Source organism: Phycisphaerae bacterium (assembly GCA_035275405.1).
Taxonomy (GTDB): Bacteria; Planctomycetota; Phycisphaerae; order UBA1845; family UTPLA1; genus DATEMU01.
In genome coordinates, this window is record DATEMU010000015.1 from 132929 (window position 1) to 155480 (window position 22552).

The window sequence follows — 22552 nt, forward strand, 5'->3', positions numbered from 1 at the left end:
ATGCCTTCCCGTCGAATATTGACCGCGTAGATCGTAATAACCCTTCGTCGGGCCGTCCGCCCGGCGCATAACCTCGGCGTCTGCCCATGTCTCTTGTCACTCTGCCCCGGACCGTCAAGACCTTTGCCCGGCTTCGCGTCATCGCCCAAGTCCTTTCCAAGCACGGCTTCGGTCATTTTGTCGATCGCCTGCAACTCGGCCGGTACATGCCGTCCCCGGCGTGGCTGAGACGCGAAAAGGAGGAGGAGCACGAGGTCGATCCGCTCGCCGCCATTGGCACACGGCTCGTTCGCGTTTGTGAAGAACTCGGGCCGACCTTCGTCAAGCTGGGGCAAATCGCTTCCACGCGCCCCGATATTCTGCCGCCGCAGATCCTCACCGCGCTCGAAAAGCTTCAGGACGATGTCGGCCCATTCCCCGCCGACCAGGCCCGCCGCATCTTCCTCGAAGACACCGGCGTGCCCGTCGAAAAAGCCTTCCGCCACTTCACGGAGCAACCCTTCGCCAGCGGCTCCATCGCCCAGGTCCACCGCGCGACCACCACCGACGGTCAGGAGGTCGTCGTCAAGATCAAGCGCCCCGGCATCGACCACGTCGTGCAACTTGACATCTACGTCCTCCAATGGATGGCGGAGCGGGCCGAGGCGCTGTTTCCGGAGATGCGGCCGTATCATCCCAGGACGATCATCGACGAATTCGCGGACACCGTTCGCCGTGAACTGGATTTCGTGAACGAGGCTTCGACGACGACGCGTTTCTACGAGGCCTTCAAGGACGATCCACACATCCAAACTCCTCAAGTTCGCTGGGACCTCACGGGCAACAGCGTCCTCACGATGGAGTTCATGGACGGAGTAAAACTGCGCGATGCCCTGGACGGCGATGAACCCATAGACAAAAAGGCCCTCGCCCGGCACCTGTCCGAGTGCTTCCTGCACCAGTATTTCGAAATGGGCCTGTTTCATGCCGACCCACACCCCGGCAACCTCTTAATCCGACCGCCGGACGGCATCGTGCTCTTCGATTTCGGCATGGTCGGCCAGATCGACGACGAACTCGTCGGCCGACTCGTGGTCGGCATCATCGCCACGGTCAACAAAGAAATCGACGTCCTGATCGACGTGCTTGCCGATCTGGGGGCGCTGGGTCGGGCCGTGGATCGGCCGGTGCTCGCTCGCGACCTGCGGCTGTGGCTGGAGAAGTATTACGGCCTGCCGCTTAAGCGCCTCGAACTCGGCACGATTCTCCGGGAGTTGATCGAGACGGTCCGCCGTAACGATGTCGTGCTCCCGCGCGACTTCGTGGCGATCTTCAAATCTCTGGCGACGGCGTGGGGCGTTGTGCTTCAGCTTGACCCCGAACTGGTGCTGCTCGACCTCCTCCAACCCAAGCTCTCCAAGTTGCTTCGCGAGCGCTTCAGCCCCAAGCGGCTCCTGCGGATTGCCGGTCTCTCCACCTGGCACCTCGCGTCGGTCCTGCGCGATGCCCCCCGGATGCTCCGCGACGTCATGCGTGGTATCGGACGTGGGCAATTCCAGATCAACATCAAGCACGAAAACCTCGACTACCTGGCCAGCGAACTCGACCGTTCCAGTAATCGTCTCGCGTTTTCGGTCCTCGTGGCCTCCACGATTATCGGCAGCACCATGCTTCTTTCCATGGAAGCCCAATTCACGGTCTTCGGTGTGCCGATTCGTTATCTGGGCTTCGTCGGCTACGCCATCACGTTCTTCATGGCGGCGTGGCTGCTGATCGCCATCCTGCGCAGCGGCAAGATGTCGTAAGAGGTGGGGCGGGCGTCCCTGCCCGCCGCGAAGCCGGATGCCGAAGAGCAAAATATCAAGAGATGATCCAAATCGTAGACGCGAAATCGCCGCCACTTAGCCGTGATTCCGCGCGGGTGCGCGCGCCGACTGTGCGATCTACCGCTGGTGCGAGAATCACTTCTCGCACCCAGGCCCCGCTGATGCCCGGCGCTGAGCGGAAGTCGCCCCTGCGTGCGATCGATTACGTCCTCGCCATCGCCCTGTTCCTCGCCGCCATCGCCGTCCGCTGGCCGCTCATCTCCCGCGGCGAGACGCTCCTGCACTCCGACGAGGCCATCGTCGGCCTCATGGCCCAGGACATCGCCGCCGGCGAGCGCTTCCCCATCTACTTCTACGGCCAGCGCTATATGGGCGCCCTCGAAGCCTACGTGATCGCCGCGATTTCGCCGTTAATCGACAATCCCATTACCGCGTTGCGCATGGGCCCCGCGCTCTTCTTCGCTGCCCTCGTAGCCGTTCAATACCTGATGCTCACCCGCTTGTTCGGTCGCCACGGCGGCCTTATCGGCGCCGCCACATTGCTGGTGGGCTCGCCGATGTTCGCCCAATGGTCCATCTCCGCCCGCGGCGGCTACATCGAAGTCCTCCTCTGGGGTTCTCTGCTGTTGTGGTCCTATTCTGAATGGTTCTCGCGCGGGGCTTTTACTCCCTCCGCTGGCGAAGGGGAAGGGGGGGGTGGGGTTGGCCATCCGACGGCTTGCAAGCTGATGTTCGGCCTCCTACTCGGCTCCGGCTTCTGGCTGAATCCGTCCATCGTCCTCTTCGCCGCCCCCATCGCCCTGCACTCTTTCCTGATACGAGCCGTGCCCCATCTCAAGAACGCCTCACCCGTGGCTTGCCGTTTGGCGGATCGCTTGGGAGTCGCGACGCTGCCGACGCTGGCCCTCGCCGCCATCCTCGCGATGAACTGCCTCTACGCCGTCTGGGTCGAAAACGGCCGCGTTCACCAAATGCTCCTGCTCAATCTCCTCCCCAAACCCGCCGCGGTCGCTGTCATTGCGTTTCTGTTTGCCGGTCTTGCGTACTACCTTCGCCGCTTGCTTTCAGTCGCGGTCCCGATTGCGCTCGCCCCAACGGGGCGAAGGATCGTTGCCGCGGGTGAAGCCGCCGATAGCGGCGCGACCCGTGGGAAGCGTTCCAATAGAAACACGCCCCGCCCCGAAGGGGCGGAGGAAATTCCGCGCACCGCGAAGATTCTCGCCGCCGCAGGCCCCTTGATCCTCGGCGCCCTTCTCGGCGCGGCCCCTGCCGCCCTGTACGCAGCCCGCACCGCGCTCGGCCTGCAACCGATGGAACCGTCGCTGCCCCTCGGCCTGCGACCCCTTTGGGAGACCGGCCCGACACTCTCCATCCTTTGGCACGGTCTGCCACTTCTCTTCGGGGCCGACGCCCGGCCGTTCCTGGAACTCGTCACCATCGGCCGCCCCACGCCGCTGACGAGTCTCGGACTTGTCGAATCCGCCGTCGTCTCCGCCGCAAACCTCGTCGTACTCGGCGGCGGCCTGACCTGCGCGATGGTCCTCGTAATTGCGTATCGACGTCCGCTCGCCAAGCTGCTCCGCGTGGATGTCGCGCCCGGCCCCGTTCCTCTTCTGGCCTTGTGTTTCGGCACCACCCTTGCCCTATTCCTCCTCGGCGGCTGCACCCACGACTTCAACACCATCCGCTACCTGATCCCGCTCTGGGCCATCCTGCCCGGCCTTCTCGCCGCGATCTTCGTAGCGTCCCCGCTCAGCGGGGGACGGCGGATTCGATTCGTGTTCGCTGCCCGCATGGCCCCACTCTGTCTCCTCGCCGCCTGGGCCGTCGGTCAGGCCGCGATGGCAGCACAGCTTGGCAGACCGCACCCGCTCCGAACGCTCTCCGATGCGTTGGTCGAAAAAAAGATCGATCATGCCGTCGCCGAAATCTTCGACGCCCATCTGCTTTCGTACCTAACCGGCCAGCGCTGTCGCGTCGCCGAATTCGACCCCTTCTGGTCGCGGTTGTCGCATTATGGAGAGCAGCCGCCCCCGGCTGCTTCCCCGGCCGCCGGAACCGGCGCCTCTCAAACGGTGGACTACATCGTCCGCACCTCGCCGATCCCCGCCGACTCCACGCCCTGGCAGTATCCCGGCCCGCCGCCTCCCGAAACGACCCATCCTCTCTGGCCGCGCCTGTGCGAGGCGATGGCCAAAGACCAGACGCTGTGCCTACTCCGCGAACCGCTCGTCGGCGGCTACGAGCGGATCCGGCTGGCCAAGCCGTTATCCAGCGGCCCCCGTCGCTGACGGCCGCTCCCGGTATCGCCCCGAACCGATACAATTATCTCTCCTGGGAGCAATATTCATGGCTTGGATCGACACCATCGCCGCCGACGACGCCCGCGGTCCGCTTAAGCAGCATTACGACGACGCGATTCGTCGGGCCGGACGCGTCTACAACATCGTCCGCCTCATGAGCCCCAACCCCGCCGTACTCAAGGCCTCGATGGACCTCTATCTCGCCTTGATGTATGGCCCATCTCCGCTCTCCCGCGCCCAGCGTGAACTCCTCGCCACCGTCGTCAGCCGCGCCAATCGGTGCCGATACTGAGTACAGGCCCACGCGAACGACCTCCGTGCCGAGGTCGCCAAGGATTGGCCTTCTCTTGTGGACGCGAGCGCCGTCCCGGCGCCCGAGGATCGCAAACTGGACGCCTTTGTCCACCAAATCGTCGACAATGGACATGCGGCCGCGCTCTCTGCGGCGGTTGTTCAGCTACTGAGGTTTGCCCAACAGGTAACCGAGTCCCCGGCTTCATGCACGGCCGACAATATCGCCGGCCTCCGCGCCGCCGGCTGGTCAGACGCCGCGATCCACGACGCCGTCCAGATCGCGTCCTATTTCAACTACATCAACCGCGTCGCGGACGCACTCGGCGTCGAGCCGGAGCCCGGCATTCCCCAATGGGGCCGCTCATAATTCATTGTCTGAGCATATCTCGGGCATATTAGAGGGAGCGCTGAGCAAGGATAAACAGCAGACGGCAAGAAGAGGCAGCGAAGCGGCCGCCTCCGTTAGGTTACGGCTCATGGCTTGTAAGTTCGGAGAATCCGCGCGCTGCCAGCCTTGATGTTGAATTTCAAGAGTTTCAGGCAATTTCAAGCACAAAAATTGACTGTCGGAGGATTTCGATCCGCTTGTGGAAAGAGAGGTAACGTATTCCGTTTGTTACGCCACCGCCACGAACTTGCGGATATTTCGGATCAAGTCATCCGCCGTCTGCGGCTTCGAGAGGTCAAAGGGAAGGAATGTCCCGTGATTGTGGTCACTGGCCAGGATGATGAGCCGATCGTACATGTAGTCATAGCCCATCTCCTGCGGCTGGTGACCGACGATGAAGACGTCGACGCCGAGCAGTTCCGCCAGCTTGTCGAGCTGCTCCTTCGATTGCCGCCGGCCCCAGACGAGGTTGAAGATGGTCTTGTTGTCCTTCAGGTCCTCCAGGCTCGGCGGTCGCTTGAACACCTCCAGGTCAAATTCGCCCATCTCCGCGGCATTCGGCAGGGAGTGCGACATCCAGATTCGGTTTTGCGTGACGATCGCCAGGGGAAACGACGCGATGAACTCGTTCATCGCCGTCAGCACCTCGCCGCCGCTCGAGTTTCCATACGCGCGAAGCACTGCGTCGTTGTAGTCCTGGATGACGAGCCGCCCGTTCTTGGCGATCTGGTAGCCCGTCAACTGGGCCAGCTCGTGGTTCGATTGGAGGAAATGAACCTGCTCCGGATACTGTACCTTGTACTCGGCCGCCATCAGAAGGACTTCGTGCGAGTGATCGATCTCGTCGCCGTGCTTTTCGGCGTGGACCATCTCGTGCAGGATGACGTGCCGCGCCGACACCCGATCGAGCATCGCGTACTTCTGCAGCTTTTCCAGATTCTTCTTGTGCCCATGGATGTCGCCGGTCATGACGGCTTGGCCGTACCCCGGCAGCCGGATGATCGCCCCCTCGCGGGCGGTTTCCTCCAGATTGAAGCGCGCAGCCTGGCGAAACGTCTCGATGGCATGCTGGGCATCGTATTGAATCGTCGCTGCGGGCACGGCTTCTCCGGGGTGGCGGCCGCCGTCTAGGCGGTCGACAATTTCGTCGGGCGGGCTCAAATCTCGGTACGGAGGCTCTGACCTTCGATCATCAGGCATGATAGAAGTGTGGACCGACAGGCGTCAAGATCGGCCGTCATTGGCCGCAAAGCGATTCTTCGGCGGTGCGGATCGCGGCCAGGAATTCGTCGGCATCGCCCGCCTCACGCAGCTCCGCCTGGAGCTTCTTCTCGATGAGCAGACGGCACAATCGTCCCAGATAAAGCAGGTGATCGACGGGCTGCGGGCAACATACGAGAAAAAAAAGATCGCTCAGACCGCCCCCGCGCTCGCCAAAGGGAATGGGCTGCACGGTGCGCGCCGCGGCGAGGAGCGGGCCCTCCGTATAGAACTGACGCGCCGGGTGGGGAATGGCCACGCCGTCCTGCAGCGCCGTCGGGCCCTGTGCTTCCCGCTCCGTCACTGCCTCGATCAGCGCCGGCGCATCGAGGTTCGGCTCCACAGCCTGTGTCAGCGCGACGAGTTCTCGAAGAACCGACGTCTTGGTCTTCGCAGGAATGTCGATGCCCACGGCCGCAGGCTGCAAGGCTGCGCAAATGAGCACGTCTCCCGTCGGGTGCGGGTGCTTGTCTTTCCGGCGGCGCTGCGGCAACGACGCCAGATTCTCTTCGATCCAGTTCCAAACTTCCCCCGTGCGGAATTGCCAATTCCCCTTGACCAGTTTTCCGGGTAGGACGCGTTGTTCAGCCATCCGTACCACTTCGCGCGTGGAGACGTGCAACGTTTCAGCCACCTGTTGCACGCTCATGAGCGAACGGGACATGAGGAGTTCTCGGGGGTGATCGGCGACAGGCCAGCTATTCTATCGTCAGCCGGGCCTTGGGTCCGGCAAGGGCGATGCGAACCGCCGCCTGGCCGGTCAGAAGACGTTCCAGAAGGCGGCCGATGAATTCGCCGCGCCAGCCGATTCGCAGGGGAGTGACCGCATCGGTTTCGGTAGGAGCCACATAAGAGCGGACCGTCGCGCGTAACTCTTCCTTGTTGCTGAGAAGCCCGTACGCCACGCCGTGGTGCTTGCAGTGATCGCGCAGGACCGCACTAAGCAGCGTGATAATGGCGTCTTCGTCGCGGTCCTGATCCTCGTCCTTGGCGGTAGGCCACAATTCCGGCGGTGAAGACTTGGCCGTCGAAATGGCGGCCGCCAGTTTTTCCAAATCCGCGTTGGAGAGGTTCATGCCGCGCAGCGTTCGCATCCGACTCGGATCGGTCCAGCCGCGGCGCGCCAGCTCCACGAGCAGGTGGTCGCGGAGCACGGTGCGCGGAGGGCGGTTGTAGCGTTTGGCCAGCCGTTCACGTTCGTCCAACAGGGCGTCCGCGACGGCCAGTTCCTGACGGTTCAGCCCCGCAAGGCCGCGCAGTCTTCGAAGCTGGCGAGGTCCGGCCGCCTCGAAGACGGCCGGTGCGCACATCGCCGAACATTCTTCGATCACCCACGCCCACCGCCCCCTCGTTTCCAGCCGCCCGCGCATGTGGTGATACATGGGCGGCAGATGGATGACATCCTCAACGGCGTAGGCAAGCTGTTCGTCGTTCAACGGGCGCCGCCGCCAGTCGGTCAGCGTCTGCGATTTGTGCAGCTTCGCACCGATCGTCTCGCGGGCCAGCCGCGATAGCGCCGTGGGATAGCCCAGGCCGATGAACCCGGCGGCCACTTGAAGGTCGATGACGGCCGACGGCGGACGGCCCAAAAACTTCCAGCAAAGTGTCAGGTCCTCGCTGCCGGCATGGACGATCGTTTCCACCGTTGGATCGGCGACCAATTCCCAGAAAGGCCGCGCATCCAGCCCCGCGAGGGGATCGATGATCGCCTGGAACTCATCGGTCGCGACCTGGATCAGGCAGACTTCCGGCTGATAGCTGTCCTCCCCGACGAATTCGGTGTCAAACGCAAAGCGACCCACGGCGGACACGCTCGCGCAAAGTTCGGCGAGGCCGGCCTGGGAAGTAATAACTCGATCATGAGGGCCGTCGGTCATGCCGAATGCGTCTTTCTGTGTCGTGGCGGTCCCTCGGCCGGTCCAATGGCCGACATGGATGCGAACCGGTCCCGAGTATATCGCAGAATGGACCAGGCGACAGAAATGAGAAGATCAGCGGCGACGCCGGGAACGGCGGACCATGAGCAACGAGCCGGCGATTAGCGAAATCGTCGCAGGCTCCGGGACGTAATGGTATTCCACTTCGATGAGTACCGACATCCGCAGCGTGGCCTGGGCGTTGTAGTCGCCGGCGTTGCTGTTGACCGTGAAGTCGGACTCGCCCGTGACGTTGAAGCCGTCGGGGAGGTTGCCCACTCCCGTGAAACTGGGGAAGCCCGGGTCCATGGCATTGAATCCGACCGATGCCAGCGGAACAATCCGCGGATTCTCGGGCAGGAAACTGAACATCTCGGTATCTGTTCCGACAAACGAAAAGGCCGGGCCGTTGTCCCACGCCGTCACGTTCTTTGTCGTTGGCGGGATCGTCTCGTCTGCGTTCAGGATGTCGCCCAGGACCGGTGTGAAAAACCCCGGTACGTCGACGTTGACGGTTTCGGTGGCGGACACCGTAATGAAGGAACCCGTGGCGGCCATGTTCTCCACTTTGATCAGCGCGTCATAGCTGGCGGTGACGCGGACGAGGGCGAAGCACAGTTGCCCCGTCGCGGGATTGAACTGCGGAATTTGGACGAGCTGCGTGGGAACCGCCGTCTGCATGACGGTGTAGGAGGCAACGGCTTTGCAGCCGCCACCGGCGCGGAGTTCGGCCGGCGATGACACAAGGGTCAACGACAGAATCACCGCCATCCCAATCGCGCTGGAAAACTGACTTCTCACCACTGCTCCGTCCATTTGCACAACAAGACCGCTCGCGTGGGGATTTGGCAGATCCCTATCCGCCTCGCGAACGGTCCATGCTCTTGGCGGACCATTTTACGCTACAGAATGTGGCAAAGTCAATCAGACGGGTCGCTTTCAGCTTCAAAAGCGGGGTGCGGCAGGAAAGTCGATTCAAGAGTCTGCACCTGTGCTTGGGTACACAAGTCCGCTACGATCACGGTTTAACTGCAGGTTATGGACCGAAAACGTGCGTGGTTCGACGTGATCACAGGTTGAGGAGATTCAATTTATGGATGGAGAGAGATATCCTTGCGGAACTCCGCGATCAGGCGCGGCGGCGCCTGGGGAGCCCAGGCAACAAGAGTTGCTTGGCGGGCGTCAGGTCGAACCGATCCGCCTGAAAGGCAACGAAAACCTCGCCGACCTTGTGGACCATTGTTACGCCGGAAGCGGCTTCAACGGCCGCCGCCTGGCCGAGGCGTGTCAACTCTATTCACGGATGCTCAAGGCCGGCGCGACCGTCGGAATGACCCTCAGCGGGGCGATGACGCCGATCGGCATGCAGGGCATCATCATTGATCTAATGCAGGCAGGTTATGTCGATTGGATTGTCTCCACCGGAGCGAACCTCTACCACGACCTGCACCGCGCGTTCGACTGCCCGGTCGCCCAGGGACATTGGGCGACAGACGACAACGAATTGGCGGATGTCGGCGTCGCGCGGATTTACGACACTTACATCGGCGAGGACAGTACGCTGATCGCCACGGACAAGGTCATACTCGACGCCGTCCGGCAGATGACGGGAAAAGGGTTTGTATCCACGGCGGAGTTTCATTGGGAGCTGGGACGAATTCTCGGCAAGATGGCCCCGCACCCCGAAAAGTCCATGTTGATCGCGGCCCAGCGCCTAGACGTGCCGGTCTATACCTCCAGCCCCGGCGACAGCTCCATCGGGATGAACCTCGTCGTGCCGCAGCTCTTCGGCGAGGCGGTGCGGCTGGACCCGGTCAAGGACGTCATCGAAACGGCGGCGCTCGTGCGGGCCGCGAAGGAAAATGGGGTGATCCACGTCGGCGGCGGCAGCCCGAAGAATTTTTACCTGCAAACGCAGCCGACGCTGCACCAGATCCTCGCGGACGAACACGGCGGGGGCCACGATTATTTCATCCAGCTCACGACGGACGCCCCGCACTGGGGCGGGCTGTCCGGCGCGACGCCCAGCGAAGCGCGAAGCTGGGGAAAGATCGCCGACGCGAACGTCAATAATGTGGTCGTCTATAGCTGCGCGAGCTTGACGCTGCCGATCCTGGCACAGTACGTCCTGATTCGCAGCCAGCCGCGCCCGCTGCGGCGCCTATATCAGACTATCGGTCCCGCCGTAGAGGCGCTACGGTCGCATGCCGCCAAAAACCCCGCGCTCAAGGACAGCGTGAAATAGCCGCCACGTTGGATAGAATTGGCGTTAATGGCCGAACTGGTCCCCGCACCCCTTCCTGATCTCATCAACCGCATGCGCCTGGAGTACGCGCGGCAGGGGGAGATTTTTCATCTGCCTCAGCGAAAATGGTGGACGCCAGACCCGAACGGGCCAAACCTTTCGGTGACATTTCACGGGCAGGCTGCGGGCACGCCGGTCGGGCCGGCGGCGGGGCCCCAGACGCAGATGGCCCAGAACCTCGTGCTCTCCTGGCTGGCGGGCTCGCGGATTCTCGAACTCAAGACGGTCCAGATCAACGACCGGCTGAAGATCGGCCGACCCTGCATCGACGCGACGACCATCGGCTACAACATCGAATGGTCGCAGGAGCTGCGGATCGCCGAGGCCCTGCGCGAGTACGTCGCCGGGGCGATGCTAGTCCACATGCTCATTCACGGCGGGATCATCCCCGATTCGCCGATCACGTCGCACGCGACCGAGACGATCTGGGATTTGAGCGTCGGGTACGACCTGGCGGGCATCTCGTCCGCGCCGGTGCGGTCATTTATCGATCAGATGAAGGATGCACGTAAGGAGGTCGAGCGACTGCGGGCCGAGATCCCGCGGGACTTGAGCCGATTGCGTGACTTGGACTACCCGACGCACCTGTCACAGAGTATCACGCTTTCCACGTTTCACGGCTGTCCGGCAGCAGAAATCGAGAAGATCTGCGAATTCCTCCTGCGCGATTTAGACTGCGATGTTGTAGTGAAGATGAACCCGCCGATGCTGGGCAAGGAGCGGCTGGAGCATCTGCTCTACGACGTGATGGGATACACCGAGCTGCGCGTGAACCAGGCGGCATACACGAATGGATTGCAATTTCAGGAAGGGGTCGAATTGTGCGGTCGGCTGGCGACGCTGGCGGCGTCTCGAAAGCGCGGATTCGGCGCAAAATTCTCCAATACGCTGGAGGTAGAGAACCACCGCACTTTTTTCACGCCGGACAGCAAGATTCAGTATCTTTCCGGCCAGCCGCTGCACGTCATTACGCTGATGCTTGCCGATGAGTTTCGCAAGGCGGTGGGGCCGGACTCGCCGTTTACGTTTAGTGCGGGAGTCGACCGCCAAAACTTCGCGAACATGATTGCCTGTGGGTTCTGTCCGGTTACGACTTGTACGGATTTGTTGAGGCCCGGTGGTTATGGCCGCTTGCCGCCGTATTTGACGGCGCTGGCGGGGGAGATGCGGCGCGTCGGAGCGAGAATGATCGATGAGTATGTCGTGCTTGCACGGCAAGCGGGAAATACGAATGACAAATTACCAATGGCGAAAGAAATCGCGGCAGCGCGAAATCTTTCGGTGATCGCGGAGGAGACGCAGAAGGATGCGCGGTACCACGCGGCGGCAAACCGCAAGGAGCCCAAGCGGATCGATTCGCACCTCGACACGTTCGACTGCATCACATGCGACAAGTGCCTGCCGGTCTGCCCGAACGCGGCAAACTTTCTGTATTCGTGCGAGCCGCAGCGGGTGACGTTCACCGACCTCGTCGTAGCGAACGGTCAGCTGAAGGCGGGAGAAGCGCATCAAATCGTCGTGGAAAAAGACGCCCAAATCGCGAACTTCGCCGACTTCTGCAACGACTGCGGCAACTGCGACACCTTCTGCCCGGAGTACGACGGGCCGTTTATCAAGAAGCCGAACTTCTTCGGCAGCTTCGCGGCATGGTCCGCGTTTGCCGGGCGGGACGGGTTCTACATCGACGTGACGGGTGCGACCCCGCGAATGCAGGGGCGGATTAAGGGACGGACATACTTGTTGGAGCACGAGGCCGGGTGGGGGGGCTACAGATTCGAGGACGGTGAAGTCTGCCTATTTCTACGTAATGCGGACCACTCCGTTGAACGATGGTTCGCGTTCGGCCCACACGACGCGACGGGGCATGTTGTTGACATGAGGGCGTACCACACGATGCGGATACTGCTGACATCGCTTCTGCGGACCGATCGTGTTCATCAGGTCAACATTAGTGCCGGGCTGTGCTGATTATAATGACTTCGGACCAAATGTGAACGCCGACGGGCAGTGCGGAGCGAGCTTGCACCTGTCGCAGGCGGGGCTTCGGGCGGAACACACCTGGCGGCCGTGGAAAATGAGCGCGTGACCGATGAAGGTCCAATCCTCGCGCGGGATGATCTCCATCAGGTCCTGCTCGATCTTGACGGCGTCCTTGTCGTCGCGGGATCGCCATGTAAGCCTGAGCCGGTGCGCCAGCCTCCCGATGTGCGTATCCACAACGACACCTTCGTTCTTCTTGAACCACGTGCCGAGGATGACGTTGGCGGTCTTGCGGGCGACGCCCGGGATCTCAAGGAGTTCAGCCATTGTACCGGGAACCTCGCCGCCGAATCGCTCCACGATGGTCTTGCCCGCGCCGATCAGGCTCTTGGTCTTGTTGCGAAAAAAGCCCGTCGATTTGATGAGCTGCTCCAGCTCGGCGGGCTTCGCGTTTGCGAAGTCGCGGGCCGTCTTGTAGAGCTTGAAGACTTCCGGCGTCACCATGTTGACGCGTACGTCCGTACATTGGGCGGAGAGGACCGTCGCCACGAGCAGCTCGAGCGCCGATTTGCGATCCAGGGCGCACTCGGCATCGGGATAGAGCTCATGCAACAACTTCAGGATCGACTTTGCACGCCGTATCCGATTGTCGGGGGACTCCCGGAATGCCGGACGCTTCTTTTTGGCCGCCCGCGTTGGCTTGAATCGGACTTTTTTCTTAGACATGCAAAATACTCAGGCCCGGCGCGCCAGAGGTAACGCCATTTCGATGGTAATGGCCGCGACGACGACGAGCAGCGCTTGTGAAACCCGCACGGCGGTCCGATGGAATTCCTGAAACGCGGCTCGAATGGCTTCCTCCGCGTCAGGCCGCGCCAGGAGCGGCTGGAAATCAACAATCTTCGGCGTCAATAGGGCGACGTGGTACGCCAGAAGTCCCGTCGCCAAGACGATCAGCGAAATGCGAAACCAGTCGCGGGGCCCTTGGCGGCGATGCGCCAGCGCGGCGCCCTGCCAAAGAAGCAGTGCCGCGGCACAACTAATCTGGACGACGTTAAATCGGCCGAAGTTGCGGGCCATGACCTGGCCTGCGACGGCGTTCGGCCTCTCCACGCCGCTGTTGCGCATTTCGCTGAACGTGGTCTGCGCGACAATGGCGATCACAATGATCCCGCCGAGCCAGATGCCCGCTGCCGTATGCGCCAGGGCCCGAATTACATTCATGATCCTGTGGGATCCACCCATTCAGCCTTCCCGTCCGTCCAGAGGTTCTTTTTCCAGATAGGCACGTCGGTCTTGACGGTATCGACGATCCAGCGGCAGGCGTCGAAGGCGTCCGCGCGGTGTGCCGCGGAAACGACCACCAGGATCGACGTCTCGCCCAGTTCCAGCCGCCCCAGTCGATGCACGATGATCGCATCGAGAATCGCAAAGCTCTTGAGCGCCCGTTGCCGGACGCCTTCCAATTGCTCGGCGGCCATGGTCTCGTACGCCGCATATTCTAGGCCGACGAGACGTCGATACTCTTCGGCCTCGGCGCGAACCGTCCCCATGAACGTCGCCATCGCCCCCGATTCGTTGCGACTGAGCCGAGCGAGATGCGGCGCCGGTTCAATGACCTCGCGAGTAAGAAACGCGCTGGGCTCCGGCGCCCCGCCGGAAACGGGCGGAATCACGGCAATTTCGTCTCCGTCGTTCAGAACATGATCCAGTGCGACATACGCCCGGTTCACTGCCAATCGAATCCCTAGCGCCTTGCCCAGTCCGGGAAACATTTCCGCCAGCCGCCCCGCCAACAATCCGACGGTAGCGCCGGCCTCGACGTCCAGCGTCATCGAGTCCTTCCCGGCCATTTCGATCGCGGGGCCGAAGAATCTGATGGTGATCTTTGCCATGGGACTGTGCGGCGACTCTATGCCGCGCACGCGACTCCTTCAAGTCACGCGCCGTCAAGACTCCCGGTTCTCCAATTCAAGCTCGGCTCGGTTGGCTTGCAGCCATTCTATTTTTCGTATGACCGTCTGGAGAAACAAGAATCCGTCCAGTCCGGCGAAAGTTCCCGATTTCATGATCCGCGGCACCGTCTGGGCGATCAGCGCCTCCTGCATGAGGAACGGCACGGCGGCGAGTTCCGCCTGCGAGACGACATTCATCTCATCGTACCCGCGAAGAAATCGCCGGGAGCGGGCGGTGTCGGTTCGGTCTTCCCACGCAGTGACGTCGCGCCCGCCGGTGACCATCGAAAACTGGAGACAGCCGTTGGCGATATCGACCACCCGCGCCGCGACCCGCGCGGCATCGTAGTCGATGACCGCCGCGACGTGTCCGCGATCGAAGATCATGTTTCCCGGGTGCCAATCGGAGTGGACAATCTGCGTTTGCCAGCCAGCGAGGCCGAGTTCATTGACCGCCCGTGCGGCTGACGCGTAGGCCTTTCGAACGGTCGCAACGACATGAGCCACTTCACGCTCGCGTCCCGTGGCGGAAGGTAGTTTTTCGAGGATCGGCGCCATTCGATCGAAAGCCTCGTGGACACCCTTGGCGTCGTGATAATGGCCGGGTGGCGGGTCGTACTCCGGGTGGTAGTCCTGAATCAGCTTGTGGTAAAGACCGAGGGTCTTGCCCGCTTCGTAGGTGGGAACAAGCCCTCCGTCGTAGTGGACGCCTTCGATAAACTCGAAAACCTCGTAGATGGAATCCTCGATCTTGAGCATCGAGTTGTTGTTTTCCCTGGTCCCGATCAAGTGCGGGAGGGGGAAATGCTTGTGGGCGAGGAAGTTCTGCAGGGCGTGGGCGAAAGCGACCCGGTAAGGGTCCTCCTTCCCACGTGGGCGGCGCTTGAGAAGGAATCGTCCTTTGGTTGTCGTGACGACGACTTTGGCCGCGGCGTGTGAGCCTTTGGGGAATTCGACGATATCGGTGACGATACCGAGATCATAGTGGCTGAGGACGATCGCCAACTCGGCGGCGACGAATTGTTCCCGCGGCGCCTTCATCGACATAGTGTAAGCGCCCGCGGCGGATTGACGCCACGCAGCCGGTGGGCGATAGTCAGGGTGGTGGCGCCCGGAAAGCGTCCGACCGGACAAAGGAGCAGGTGAGCGTGGCAGAAATGATGATCGGCTTAATCGGCGGCTCCGGCCTCGGACACGCCCTCTTGCAGGAAGTGAAGGGGCAGGAGCGGAGGTTCAGCACTCCCTTCGGCGAGCCCAGTTCGGCGATCATCATGGCGGATTGGGAGGGAGCGAAGATCGCATTCCTCCCGCGGCACGGTCCCGGCCACACCATCCCGCCGACGGCGGTGCCGTATCGCGCCAATATCTATGCCCTCAAGTCCGTCGGCGTGACGCACATCATCGCCAGCGGGGCAACGGGGAGTCTCCGCGAGGAGATTCGCCCGCGCGACCTGGTCGTCGTCGATCAGGTGATCGACAAGACCACGCAAAGGGCGTCGTCCTTTTTCGACGAACAGGGCATCGCGGCGCACGCAGAGTTTTCCGAGCCGTTTTGCCCGACCTTGCGGAAGGCGCTGTTGGCGGCGGGCGAGGCGCTGGAACTTACCATCCACGACGGCGGCACCTATGTCTGCATGGAGGGACCGGCGTTCTCGACGGTCGCCGAAAGCCGGATGCACCGATCGTGGGGCGGCGATCTGATCGGGATGACCTGCATGCCGGAGGCCAAGTTGGCCCGCGAAGCGGAGATCTGTTACGCGATGCTGGCCCTGCCGACGGACTACGATTGCTGGCGGCCGCACGAGCCCGGCGTTGACAAGCGGGCGCTGCTTGCCGAGATCCTCCACAACATGGAGGCGGCCACGGAGAACTCCATCCGGCTCATCCGCTCCGCCGTGCGCTCCCTCGTCAGCATTCCCCCGCCGGCCTGCGCCTGCCAATCGGCGTTGGAACTGGCGATCTGGACGGCCAAAAAACAGGCCTCGCCCGCCGCCATCTCGCGACTGGGGCCGATCGTGGCGCGGTATTTTGCTACATGAACGATACCCCTCGGAATGCAACGGTGCGCTCACCGGCTAACCGGTTGTTTCACTTTGTGGGCACCCTGGCTTACCTCGGCTATGTGCCGTTCGCGTCCGGGACCGTCTCCGTGGCGCTCGTGGGCATTCCCGTTTACTGGGTTCTCGTGGGTTTTTTCGAAATAGGCACGCCGGCGTTTATAGTCGTGACCGCGGCGCTGACGGCCATCGCTGTTTGGATAGCGGGACGAACGGATCTCTTTTTGGGAGAGAAGGACAGCAAGAAAAACGTCATCGACGAGATCCCCGGCTATTGGATCGCGCTCATCGGCCTGCCGGCGACGTGGCAGATCATCACGGCGGCGTTTTTTCTGGAGCGGGCGATTGACATCGCCAAGGTCTGGCCGGCCAATTGGATTGAGCGGAAGCTTCCGGGCGGTTGGGGGGTTGTTTTCGATGACGTAGTGGCGGGCCTTTATGCGCTGGCCATCCTGCACGGGGCCGTTCGGTTCCTTCCCGGATGGTTCGGATAACGCACTAATTGCCGGCGCTGCGGCGAAAAGAAAACCCGCTCCGTTGATACGCAGCGGGTGATCCCAAAGCGAAACAAGTCTCCACCGTAATGCCGGTCGAAGGCGGCCTTCTTGAACCCTTGCTGACAAGGTGGGTCGCTTCGCGGGAAGTCTGGACCTCTCCGAGTTTTCGGAGTACGCCCGGAAATCATGCACCGGCCGGCGCCCTGGGTTCAAACGCATCGGTTCAAAAAATGCGTGCCTCCGTGATCGAACATGGCAGAGACAAACATCGCTTTGTTAATAACTCTTACCACATTCGAACGCGAAAAGCAAATCACGTCCGCGTTATGCGGCGCTTCGCAGCGCTGCGCGCAGCACAAGAAATTGCATTATTGAAGAAAGTCGGGGATTACTTGCGACCCGCCGGCGCTGTCTCGAAGATGGACTGCGTCCGCAGGATGCGCCACTCGCCGGGGAAGGCGTGATACGCGTGGACGTGCAGCTCCGTGTGCCGCGTCTCGAAGTCGATGAAGGAGAACGGCTCCAGACCGTTCGTCGCCCACTGGCTGTAGGGGACGTACAGACCCTTCTGCTTCGCGTAGCGAACGAGGTCGCGGTAGGTCGTCCGGAAAATGTGCTCGGTCATCTCCTCGACCTGGCTGCTGAAGATGTAGCGCATGTTGTCGCTGAAGCGATACTGGAAATCGCGCTCGCCGCGGAAGCGGAATTGCGTCACCAGGTTGCGGTCGGTCAGGAGTTCGCTGGGCATCGCCGTCAGCTCGGTCACCATCGTTCCGTTGCTTTGGACGGTCACAAGGTGGGAGAGGCCGATGATCCAGATGTCCGCTTGGAAGTTTCCGTATTTAATATGCTTATCGAGATAGATGTGGAAAAGTTCCGGGTGCAGCGCGCGGCGATAGAGGTAGAAATTCAGATCGGTGCTGCGCTGTTTGGTAAGTCCAAGTTCCAACTGAGAATCCTTCGGCACGGCTTTAGGCTCCTACCCATTTGTACGTACGACGCAAGCGTTCGGACCATTATATCTGGCTGAAAAGGGCCATCGCAACGAAATTGTGAAAATATCCCCAACTTACTCCCAGCCACGCCGGAAACAGCGCAATCTATTGCCTACATGAAGATTAGAGATGTCGCCTTCCCCTGATCTGTGGCCCGTTTTCCCCGCTTTGACGCAGAATTGCGTACGGTGGAAGCTCGGCTAGAATTCGGAGCCACCCCTCCGGAGATTGACGTGCTTTACCAGCCCCCCTTGCCTCCGAAATACGCAGCCATGAGCGAAGAGGAGTTCGGGGACCGTATCCGCGCCCATAAAGCCTTATTCGGCAATCGCTTAGTCATCCTCGGACACCACTATCAGCAGGATGATGTCATCGAATTTTCCGACTTCACCGGCGACAGCCTAAAGCTCTCGCAACTGGCGGCGGAGCAGAAGGATGCCGAGTTCGTGGTCTTCTGCGGCGTCCACTTCATGGCCGAGTCGGCCGACATCCTGACGGCTGATCGCGTCAAGGTGATCCTGCCCGACCTGACCGCCGGGTGCAGCATGGCCGACATGGCGGGGATCGACCAGGTTGAGGAAGCCTGGGACTTCCTGACCGACGCTGCCGATGGAGCGACGATCGTCCCGATCACCTACGTCAACTCGTCGGCCGCCGTGAAGGCCTTCGTGGGGGGGCACGACGGGGCCTGCTGCACCAGCTCCAACGCCCGGCGGGTTCTGCAGTGGGCCCTCGAGGGTGAAGACCCGGCCCGACCGAGCGGTCGGCGGAAGGTGATCTTCCTGCCCGACCAACACCTCGGCCGCAACACGGCCTACGCGATGGGCTGGCCGCTGGATGCAATGGTCGTGTACGACCCCAAACAGCCGACCGGCGGTCTGTTGCCCGAAGGGGTCCGCCGCGCGAGCGTCATCCTCTGGAAGGGCCATTGCAGCGTCCATCAACTCTTCACTGCGAAACAGGTCGATGAAATCCGCGCGATCGATCCGGCGTACCGCGTCATCGTGCATCCCGAGTGCGACTGGTCGGTCGTGCAGAAGGCCGACCTCGCCGGGAGCACGGAGTACATCATCAAGACGATCGAGGCCGCGCCGCCGGGCAGCAAGTGGGCCGTCGGGACGGAGGTGCACCTGGTGCATCGGCTGGCGAAACGCTTCGAAGGCGTCAAGCACATCCGGCTCCTCTCCGGCATCCAATGCCTCTGCACGACGATGTACCGCATCGACCGCAAGCACCTGCTCTGGGTGCTGGACGAACTCGCCGCCGGTCGCGTGGCGAACCAGATCCGCGTCGACCCCGAGACGCGGTCGCTGGCGCGGATCGCGCTGGACCGGATGCTCGCCCTGGTGGGGACAGGCGAGACCAAGTCGACCGGCCCCGCCCCGGCAGCCGCGCTCGCGGGCGTGGTCGATTAGTGGGAAGTCGATTTCCACAGATGACGCAGATGGAATCAGATAGGGATTCAGGGAATGAGGGATTAAGGGATTGAGGGGAGGAGCGGCGAGACAAGATTCGATGGTGGTCGTGTTCATGGCGGGGAATCTTTGGGACGGTAAATAGTGGAAAATAGTGGAATCGGCGGGACGGCAACGGCTGCCGATCATCGCTCGCCGCGGCTCCTTTTTTTTGTTGGTGGAACAAGGCAGAACAAGACGGAACGGTTCCAATGCGGAAGTCGGAATGCGGATTGCGGAATGAAGAGATGAAACCGCAGATGGAATCAGATAGGGATTCAGGGAATGAGGGATTAAGGGATTGAGGGGGGGAGCGGCGTTCAGGAGGGCCCCCCCACCCCCTGAACGAGGCTGAATGAGCCGGAATGAGCCTGAACAGCCGCCGGAGTCGGCGGCGAACGGGCGTTTCGATGGGGTGTTTGCGAACATGGCGCGGAATCTCCGGGGCGGCGTTCGTCGGCGTTGCGACGGAACACGCGGCCTGCCTTTCTTTTTTGCCTCTGAGTACAACCTTGCTCAGCGCTCCCTCTGATCTGAGCAGTAGAGCAGGGGAACAGTTGAGCAGGTGAACGGGGAACAGGGGCGGGGGAGGGAGGAATGCCCCAAAACGGGACTTGGGCTTGAGGACAACAACGCCGTTGGCGTTGGTTCGGTGGGGTGGGGGAGGCTAGGGCGGAACCGCCTCAAAATCCGCGCCGCCTACGGTCTCACTGAGCGCCCGCGCGAAAGCCACTGGATCGACCCCGCGCTCATCGCCGAGTACGACCTCAGCCCCAACGCCCCCGACGAACAGCTCTCACCTGACCAACTCCGCTGCCGCGACCTCCGCCGCGCCCTCATCGCCTTCGGCGTCTTCCCGGAGACCCGCCGTGGCGGGAATCCCGACAGCCCGCCCCCGACTCCTCGTAGCGGCCCCGCTATGTCGGGGTCGACCTGGCGCAGTTGCCCCAACGGGGCCTTGTCACTGGCCCAAGGTCTTCCCCGCGCGCCGGGACTGCCCTGAGTAATCGTCGTTGCCTGTCAGGGTTGCGTCACAACTCCGTTGAGGTGGTTGATTTGCCTGGTCTTTGCACCCAGGGGTTGGCCGCAGCGGCGACCAATCCTATGCTAAAGGACATCAACGCGGTTGGCGTTGGTTCGGCGGAGCGCGTCGCGGTGCCGTGCGCCTCAGGAGGCCTTAGGGAGTGTGCCGCGGGACCGATCGCAAACGGATTACGCCTTGTTCACAATATCCGTAGCGTTGTACCCTTTGCTCGCTTATTACCAGTAGCGCCTTTTCTGTGATTCTGGTACCATTGTGGTACGGCCGTTAGCAAGGAACGGAACATGAGTAGTTGCCTTAAGTCGATAACCATTCGGGGGTTCAAATCGATCCAGAAACTCGATCGATTTGACCTTTCCGATCTAAACGTCCTGATCGGGGCTAACGGTGCAGGCAAAAGCAATCTCGTTGATTTCTTCCGGATGCTACGGGCGATGGCGGATGAGGGCTTTCAAAAATTCGTGAACCAGCAGGGAGGTGGAGACGGCTTTTTCTTTCTGGGTCCACAGCAAACTCGTCAGATTTCATCGCGGTTGGAGTTTGGATCTAATGTATATGAGTTTGACCTCGAGCCAACTGCGGACGGTAGTATTCAAATCGCTGACGAACGAGTGCAGTACACTGGGGGCTACGGTCTTGGGATGCTTCGTTCAATAGGGAAGGGCCTACGCGAATCAAACCTCCGGACAAGAAAAAATGATCCCGCGCGCATGGGCCAAGGGCAAGGCGTGCCAGGATACGTTTACGATGCCGTTTCAAGCTGGACGGTCTATCATTTTCACGATACTGGTCTCCTCGCGCCTATGCGACGAGAGCAATCTGCGGGTGACTTTGAACAACTTCGGCCTGACGCGTCAAACATCGCCGCATTCCTCTGGAAGTTACGACACGAGCACAAGCAAAGCTACGAGCTAGTTCGGGATACCGTTCGGCTAATCGCTCCGTTTTTCGATGATTTTCTGTTTCGCTCGCGCGAGAAAGCTGGCGACGAAAAACTCAAACTGGAATGGCGGCAAAAGGGTAGCGATTATCCTTTTCAGCCGTCCAATCTATCTGACGGGACAATTCGCTTTATTTGTTTGGCGACCGCATTGCTGCAGCCAACGCCTCCCTCGGCCGTGGTTATCGATGAGCCTGAACTGGGCTTGCATCCCTTTGCAATTACATTGATCGCCGAACTCATTCAGTCGGCAGCGGCGAAGACTCAGGTACTCATCTCGACCCAATCGCCGACGCTCTTGGACCACTTTCAACCTAAGGACATAGTTGTGGTGAATCGCGATGGAGGTAGTTCTACCTTCGATCGCCTTGATGAGACAGAACTTACTGAGTGGCTTCGAGAATATTCCGTCGGCGAACTTTGGCAGAAGAACGTAGTTCGTGGGGGACCGAGCCATGAGTGAAGGTCCCCCAGAAACACTCAACACCGAAGAACAGGAGGGTGTTGAGCCGAATTCACTACGTCGGGGCCGTAGTCGAGGTGTTGAAATTGTTGCCATTGTAGAGGGCCAAACTGAACAGACATTTGTACGCGATCAACTTGCCGAACATTTGGGAAGCTTCGGATTCGCTATCTGGGCGATCCTGTCGGGTAAGACGCAAAGACAGGGCGGCGTAAAGAAATGGGATTCTGCTAGGAATGATATCATCCGGCCACTGAGGGCAGGACGCTTTTGCACTACGATGTTCGACTATTACGCGATGCCTTCTGATTGGCCTGGGCGACGCGAAGCCTCCAAACTAGCTTGGGCCAAGCGAGCGGCCTATGTCGAGGCTATGATGGCTGAGGACATCGGCGAAACTATCGGCGTTTCGTTTAATCCATCGCAGTTCATTCCGTATGTCCAGCTTCATGAATTTGAGGCGCTACTTTTTTCAGATACGGGAGTACTTGCTGCTGCCGCAACCGCCATATCGCCCATTACTGAGACGTACTATCGGAAGCAGTTTGACGCAATCATCACCGCCGCAGGCCATCCCGAGGCCATCGATGATGGGTTTGAAACCTGTCCGTCACGACGGATCAAGGGCATCGTGGCTGGCTTTCGCAAAGGGTTACACAGCCCGATCGTTGCTCGGCGAATTGGGCTTGATAGACTTGTGTCGGACTGTTCTCATTTTGGTTCGTGGATAAAGAAGCTTGAATCGTTGGCGCTAACGCCGAAGTAGGGAAGGCGTTCATATACCTTTCAAGGTTGGTCAATCTGGCGTGGATAGCGAATCTTCGAGACACGGTGCCGGACGCAATGGCAAACCTAGTCGGTACAGAAACCCGACCGTTCCGACTGTCGTCACCCACAA

The 22552-nt window shown here is 61.1% G+C and carries 21 protein-coding genes; 12 read left to right on the forward strand and 9 right to left on the reverse strand.

Annotation, left to right across the window (positions count from 1 at the left end):
• Positions 1-86: 86 nt before the first annotated feature.
• The 4 genes from VJZ71_18310 to VJZ71_18325 all read left to right on the forward strand — a co-directional run bounded on the left by VJZ71_18310 (position 87) and on the right by VJZ71_18325 (position 4769).
• Positions 87-1784 (forward strand): AarF/ABC1/UbiB kinase family protein, encoded by a 1698-nt coding sequence (locus VJZ71_18310; GenBank protein HKQ50035.1) that lies wholly within the window; start codon positions 87-89, stop codon positions 1782-1784.
• A 182-nt stretch (positions 1785-1966) separates the two neighbouring features.
• Positions 1967-4096 carry a hypothetical protein gene (locus VJZ71_18315; protein HKQ50036.1) on the forward strand — a complete coding sequence of 710 codons (2130 nt, stop codon included), beginning with the start codon at positions 1967-1969 and terminating at the stop codon, positions 4094-4096.
• Positions 4097-4154: 58 nt separating this feature from the next.
• Entirely contained in the window at positions 4155-4400 is a 246-nt protein-coding gene (locus VJZ71_18320) for a carboxymuconolactone decarboxylase family protein (protein ID HKQ50037.1), read from the forward strand.
• A 57-nt stretch (positions 4401-4457) separates the two neighbouring features.
• Positions 4458-4769, forward strand: coding sequence for a hypothetical protein (locus VJZ71_18325; GenBank protein ID HKQ50038.1), 312 nt, complete (start codon positions 4458-4460; stop codon positions 4767-4769).
• A 249-nt stretch (positions 4770-5018) separates the two neighbouring features.
• Here the strand turns inward: VJZ71_18325 and VJZ71_18330 are convergent, their stop codons facing one another.
• From VJZ71_18330 to VJZ71_18345, 4 genes are all read right to left on the reverse strand, one after another.
• Entirely contained in the window at positions 5019-5891 is an 873-nt protein-coding gene (locus VJZ71_18330; protein HKQ50039.1) for a metallophosphoesterase, read from the reverse strand.
• A gap of 136 nt (positions 5892-6027) precedes the next feature.
• Positions 6028-6714, reverse strand: coding sequence for a PTS sugar transporter subunit IIA (locus VJZ71_18335; GenBank protein HKQ50040.1), 687 nt, complete (start codon positions 6712-6714; stop codon positions 6028-6030).
• A 34-nt stretch (positions 6715-6748) separates the two neighbouring features.
• Positions 6749-7927, reverse strand: coding sequence for an HRDC domain-containing protein (locus VJZ71_18340; protein HKQ50041.1), 1179 nt, complete (start codon positions 7925-7927; stop codon positions 6749-6751).
• 114 nt (positions 7928-8041) lie between these two features.
• The gene (locus VJZ71_18345; GenBank protein ID HKQ50042.1) at positions 8042-8767 is read right to left on the reverse strand and encodes a choice-of-anchor E domain-containing protein; all 726 of its coding nucleotides are present in this window, start codon (positions 8765-8767) and stop codon (positions 8042-8044) included.
• Positions 8768-9134: 367 nt separating this feature from the next.
• On the opposite strand from VJZ71_18345, the gene speY reads away from it, so the two are divergent.
• Positions 9135-10211 carry a deoxyhypusine synthase gene (gene speY, locus VJZ71_18350; GenBank protein ID HKQ50043.1) on the forward strand — a complete coding sequence of 359 codons (1077 nt, stop codon included), beginning with the start codon at positions 9135-9137 and terminating at the stop codon, positions 10209-10211.
• 27 nt (positions 10212-10238) lie between these two features.
• Entirely contained in the window at positions 10239-12239 is a 2001-nt protein-coding gene (locus tag VJZ71_18355) for a glutamate synthase (protein ID HKQ50044.1), read from the forward strand.
• Here the strand turns inward: VJZ71_18355 and nth are convergent, their stop codons facing one another.
• From nth to VJZ71_18375, 4 genes are read right to left on the reverse strand one after another with little or no spacing between them, the layout of a single operon-like run.
• Positions 12240-12977, reverse strand: a complete 738-nt coding sequence (nth, locus tag VJZ71_18360; GenBank protein ID HKQ50045.1) for an endonuclease III — start codon at positions 12975-12977, stop codon at positions 12240-12242. It lies immediately after the preceding gene.
• A 9-nt stretch (positions 12978-12986) separates the two neighbouring features.
• Entirely contained in the window at positions 12987-13475 is a 489-nt protein-coding gene (locus tag VJZ71_18365) for a DUF4149 domain-containing protein (GenBank protein HKQ50046.1), read from the reverse strand.
• The gene (locus VJZ71_18370; protein HKQ50047.1) at positions 13472-14146 is read right to left on the reverse strand and encodes a molybdenum cofactor biosynthesis protein MoaE; all 675 of its coding nucleotides are present in this window, start codon (positions 14144-14146) and stop codon (positions 13472-13474) included. Before VJZ71_18370 ends, VJZ71_18365 begins: the two co-directional genes overlap by 4 nt.
• 54 nt (positions 14147-14200) lie before the next feature.
• The gene (locus tag VJZ71_18375; GenBank protein HKQ50048.1) at positions 14201-15253 is read right to left on the reverse strand and encodes a phosphotransferase; all 1053 of its coding nucleotides are present in this window, start codon (positions 15251-15253) and stop codon (positions 14201-14203) included.
• A 110-nt stretch (positions 15254-15363) separates the two neighbouring features.
• Here VJZ71_18375 and mtnP point away from each other — a divergent pair, with 110 nt between their 5' ends.
• Both mtnP and VJZ71_18385 read left to right on the forward strand, forming a co-directional pair.
• Positions 15364-16245: an S-methyl-5'-thioadenosine phosphorylase gene (gene mtnP, locus VJZ71_18380; protein ID HKQ50049.1), complete on the forward strand. Its 882-nt coding sequence runs from the start codon at positions 15364-15366 to the stop codon at positions 16243-16245.
• A complete protein-coding gene (locus VJZ71_18385) occupies positions 16242-16757 on the forward strand; it encodes a phosphatidylglycerophosphatase A (GenBank protein HKQ50050.1) in 516 nt (171 codons plus the stop codon). Before mtnP ends, VJZ71_18385 begins: the two co-directional genes overlap by 4 nt.
• A 391-nt stretch (positions 16758-17148) precedes the next feature.
• Here VJZ71_18385 and VJZ71_18390 read toward each other — a convergent pair whose 3' ends face one another.
• Positions 17149-17727 carry a DUF2617 family protein gene (locus VJZ71_18390; protein ID HKQ50051.1) on the reverse strand — a complete coding sequence of 193 codons (579 nt, stop codon included), beginning with the start codon at positions 17725-17727 and terminating at the stop codon, positions 17149-17151.
• A gap of 216 nt (positions 17728-17943) precedes the next feature.
• On the opposite strand from VJZ71_18390, the gene nadA reads away from it, so the two are divergent.
• The 4 genes from nadA to VJZ71_18410 all read left to right on the forward strand — a co-directional run bounded on the left by nadA (position 17944) and on the right by VJZ71_18410 (position 22420).
• Positions 17944-19170, forward strand: a complete 1227-nt coding sequence (gene nadA, locus VJZ71_18395; GenBank protein ID HKQ50052.1) for a quinolinate synthase NadA — start codon at positions 17944-17946, stop codon at positions 19168-19170.
• 604 nt (positions 19171-19774) lie between these two features.
• Positions 19775-20212, forward strand: a complete 438-nt coding sequence (locus VJZ71_18400) for a hypothetical protein (GenBank protein HKQ50053.1) — start codon at positions 19775-19777, stop codon at positions 20210-20212.
• 323 nt (positions 20213-20535) lie between these two features.
• Positions 20536-21654 carry an AAA family ATPase gene (locus tag VJZ71_18405; protein HKQ50054.1) on the forward strand — a complete coding sequence of 373 codons (1119 nt, stop codon included), beginning with the start codon at positions 20536-20538 and terminating at the stop codon, positions 21652-21654.
• Positions 21647-22420, forward strand: coding sequence for a DUF4276 family protein (locus tag VJZ71_18410; protein ID HKQ50055.1), 774 nt, complete (start codon positions 21647-21649; stop codon positions 22418-22420). The genes VJZ71_18405 and VJZ71_18410 overlap by 8 nt, the downstream gene beginning before the upstream one ends.
• The last annotated feature ends 132 nt before the right edge of the window (positions 22421-22552 follow it).